Source organism: Streptomyces sp. NPDC002690, from assembly GCF_053592415.1.
Map to the genome: position 1 here is coordinate 1 of NZ_JBSFVR010000521.1, position 3,830 is coordinate 3,830.

Genomic DNA, 3,830 nt, shown 5'->3' on the forward strand with positions numbered 1-3,830 from the left:
CGCCGAGGGGACCGCCCGGTTCCCCGTACCCTTACTCGGGAGTAAGGCTGCGGGGGCGGAAGGAAGTCCGACATGGATGCGGTGAAGAGCAAGCGCGCGGAGCAGCCGGAGGGGGCCCTGAGAGTCACACGGTGACGATGACGGTGACGCAGGCCACGAGGACTCCCGCGACGCCGACGACGGCGCCGAGCGGCGCGGCGAGGGCGCGGTGACGGTGCACCAGGTAGCCGACGGCGCCGAGGACCAGGAGGACGACGAGCACGGTGAGGAGGAGGACGAGGGCCAGGAGGTGGGACACGGCGGGGTTTTCCTTCCGGTAGGGGCGGGCGGTGGACAGGACCGCCGGAGCGACCATGCCGCCGCCGCAGGAGGACGACAGCCCCGACCGGCAGACGGGCCGGACTGCACCAAATCGGCGCAACTGGTCAGAATCTGGGCGTGTTTCGGGGGCTGAGCGGCACTATGCGACGGGGCCGGGTTAGCTCCGCAACCCCAGCTCGACCCGGCGGGGTCGAGCTGGCGGACTCGCCATCCCCACGTCGTCAGCGGCCCTGCGAGCACGGTTCGGCGCGGTCACGGAGTGGGGCGCTCGGGGGCCAGGGGAGGCGGAGATGTCCCCAGCGGGCTCGTCCGGCGTCGGCGGTCAGCCCGTGGGGGCGGCCGACCTCCTGCCAGGTCGCGCCGCCGCCCGGTCCGTGACGGCGGCCCGGTCCGTGACGGCGGCCCGCTTCCGGTCCTGGTAGGCCGCCTGCCGGCACGACCACGGCCGGGCACAGTAACGGCGGCGGCCACCTCCAGCCGGGAGCGGGCGCCCGCACCACACGCATGTGTCACTCACATCCGGAGGAATCCTCCGTAAGCCAGTGACAGACACCCGGCGGCCGGTTCGGGCCGCCGGGTGGTGTTTCAGTCCGGTACGGGGGCGCTGTCGCGCTGCCGGAGATCTCGTGCCGCCAGGACCGCGCCCCTGGTCTCGCTGAGGATTCCCCAGAGCCCGAAGGGGACAGCGAGCCACCGCCACGCAGTGTGGAAGTTCGTGGTCACGCTGATCACCCATACGGCCTGGAACGCGCAGAGCGCGAGGCTGCCCAGCAGACGTAGCACCGGATGCGGTTTTCGGCCGAACGCTTGCTCGAACATGGTCTTCCCCGTGGCCCCACCCCTCGTTCGGCCCGGGACTGCCCCGGACGACGACAGGCACACCCATAGGGTCTGGCCGCCGTCCCGCGTCCGCAGCGGCCCGACCCCGCGCCGACAGGTCCCTCGCCTCGGCTGCCGGGAACCCCGGAGCGGCACGGACCCGGCGGGACCGGGCCGGTACGCCCCGCAGGAAGATCTCCCAGGGAAGTAGTCGGCGTCCGCCGGACCCCTTGTCCGGGGCGCTGACCTGGGGTTTCCGCGTGGCGCCGCCGACGTGCTGCGGGACCCGGAACAGGACCCGGTGCGGGACCCGAACCGGGACTCCGAACAGAACCCGGAACGGGACCCGGAACAGGACCGCGCGGGACGGCCGGCTGTGAGGTTCGCGCGCGTTCGGCGTGCACTCGTGCACGGGCACGGGTGTGCACGGGGAACGAGCGGGTCGGACGTGGTACGGACCGCAGGGGTTTCGCGTGCCCTGCCGCAGCTGCTGCCGCAGCTGGACCAGGTACGGGGGGGAACGGCGGTTCTGTCCAGGTCACGGCCTGATGCAAGGGGTGCTGCGGCAGCACCTGCGGCACCGGCACGGGACCGGTTTCCGGTCCGGCGGGCCACCGGCACGGGCGGCGTACGCACCGGCATGCGGAGCCGGTGCCTGCCGGTGCCTCGCCGGTCCGATGTCGGTGCTCTTGCCGGTCCGCTGGGCGTCCGCTGACGATCCGCTGGCGTCCGTCCGGGATCTGTCTGGCGGACGGATGCCAGCGGTTGCTGGACGGATGCCAGCGGATGCCCAGCGGATGTCTGGACGGATGCGCGCGGAGCGCCCCGCGAACCCGGGTTCGGCCCGGAACTCACCATCGGCGAGTTTTGGGCGTGTGTGCAGCTCAGGACCGTCACCCGGCACCGCCCGGCCACCGCCACCCCGGGTGGCGGGTGGGAGGTCACCACGGGCCGGGTGGCGGTGGTGGAGCGGTGGCTGGGAGGTGGCGGGTGCCGGTGCCCGAGACGGCCCGCTGGGCGGCGTTTCAGTCGAGTACGGGGGCGTTGGCGGGCCGGCGGAGGTCTCGCCGCGCCAGGACGGCGCCCCCGCTCTCGTTGAGCAGTCCCAAGAGTCCGACCGGGACAGCGAGCCACCGCCACGCGGTGTCGAAGTGGTTGATCACGCCGGCCATCCAGGCGCAATGGATCGCGATGCCCACGAGGTTGCCCAGCAAGCGCAGCACCGGATGCGGTCTCCTGCGGAATACGCTCTCGAACAAGGTCTTTTCCATGGCCCCACCCCTCAATTCGGCCCGGTCAGCCCGGACGACGACAGGCGCACCATAAACGGCCCGCTCCTCGCCAGGGTCCCCAGGGAAGTAGCCGGCGTCCGCCGGGCCCCGGGAAACGCCCTCTGACCTGGCACTGACCAGGGCGGAGGATGACTGCCCGGCGCGGCCAGAGGCGCGACCTCTCCCGGCCCGCTGCCATGGGTCCTGTCATGCCGACTACTGTTATGCGTGGTGACCTGCGCGGACGCCCGGGAACCCCCGCCCCTGGTCTCGGCATGGCAGCACCCATGACTCAGAGGTCGCGGAGAGTTTGGCGGGCCCGCCGAACCGTCGCTTCGTCCGCGAGCCGGCGGGCGAGCGTCGGCCCGCAGTACACGCCCAGCACCGCCCCGTACGCGAGCGTCACCGTGGGCCACACCCCCAGCAGTTCCCGGCCGATCAGCACCCCGCCGATCCCAGACTCACCGCCAGTCAGGCGGGATGTTGGCGAGCTGCTTCAGCAGATCCCAGTCGGCTGGCCGCAGTTTCGGCTCGAACCACTGGGCGCCGTTGGCAACCCAGTAGCCACGCAGCTCACGAACCTGTGACACGTTGTCATCACCGATGCCGGACTCGTTGTAGCAGCACGGGCAGATGACGTACTGAGGGACGCCGTACGCGTCGAATACCGGCTCGCCGTCGTCATGCCCGCAGATCCGGCAGGCGGTCTCAGTCTTGTCTTCTCTGTTTTCTATGCTCATCGTGGCAGCAGTCTATCGACCACTGCCGGAGTACCTATCCTTGGATCTCTCGTGGGCACTTTGGTGACGCCCGTAAACCCGAAATAAGTGCCCGCCCCGAAGTGTTTCCCTGGGGCCGCTGTTGATGAATTGGTTCGTGTTTCTACCCGCACATCAAAAGGCGCTCAAGGCGAGTTCCGGTGGTGGCTCAGATTCCCAATCTTTACACGGCCCATCAGATTGATGCACCAGGGGTGGTGGGCTGCCAGAGGGTGTGGCCCGGTTCCGCCAAAGGTACATGCGCATCAATCTGATGTAGTGGGGGTGTGGGCTGGTTCCAGAGTTCATCCCGACCCCCGGTCTGAAGCACCCTCACCCCGGTTCTCCCGGCCCACCGCACCGGCGGTTCCAGGGCCCTGCCCCCGCGTCCTCCTGGTGGCCCGTCACCCGGGCCCCAGTCCCTCGGGGGTGTAGAGCCGGAGCCCAAGCCCTACACAGGCCCGCGCCTGATGCACCGGCAGACCCCATCCTGTAGCCAGCCCGGCGGAGCCGGTGGGCGGGAGCGCAGCGGACGCCCGGTCCTGGAGCTCGAGCGGTACGGCCTTGGGCTGGAATCCGACAGAGGTGCCGCAGGACCGTGGCTGTCGTCCGCCGAAGGCCACCGGCCACCGGGCGTCAGCCACCGCCCGCCGGTCTCCGT

At 70.8% G+C, this 3,830-nt stretch carries 5 protein-coding genes; all 5 read right to left on the reverse strand.

Annotated elements, in window-relative coordinates; genetic code table 11:
• Positions 1-124: 124 nt before the first annotated feature.
• The 5 genes from ACWD3D_RS34455 to ACWD3D_RS34475 all read right to left on the reverse strand — a co-directional run bounded on the left by ACWD3D_RS34455 (position 125) and on the right by ACWD3D_RS34475 (position 3,151).
• Positions 125-298 carry a hypothetical protein gene (locus ACWD3D_RS34455; protein WP_451464631.1) on the reverse strand — a complete coding sequence of 58 codons (174 nt, stop codon included), beginning with the start codon at positions 296-298 and terminating at the stop codon, positions 125-127.
• A 608-nt stretch (positions 299-906) separates the two neighbouring features.
• Positions 907-1,140 carry a hypothetical protein gene (locus ACWD3D_RS34460; RefSeq protein WP_451464632.1) on the reverse strand — a complete coding sequence of 78 codons (234 nt, stop codon included), beginning with the start codon at positions 1,138-1,140 and terminating at the stop codon, positions 907-909.
• A 1,025-nt stretch (positions 1,141-2,165) separates the two neighbouring features.
• Complete coding sequence (locus tag ACWD3D_RS34465; protein WP_451464633.1) at positions 2,166-2,411, reverse strand: hypothetical protein; 246 nt, start codon at positions 2,409-2,411, stop codon at positions 2,166-2,168.
• 292 nt (positions 2,412-2,703) lie between these two features.
• Positions 2,704-2,856: a hypothetical protein gene (locus tag ACWD3D_RS34470; protein ID WP_451464634.1), complete on the reverse strand. Its 153-nt coding sequence runs from the start codon at positions 2,854-2,856 to the stop codon at positions 2,704-2,706.
• A 16-nt stretch (positions 2,857-2,872) separates the two neighbouring features.
• Positions 2,873-3,151, reverse strand: coding sequence for a hypothetical protein (locus tag ACWD3D_RS34475; RefSeq protein ID WP_386894743.1), 279 nt, complete (start codon positions 3,149-3,151; stop codon positions 2,873-2,875).
• Between the last annotated feature and the right edge of the window lie 679 nt (positions 3,152-3,830).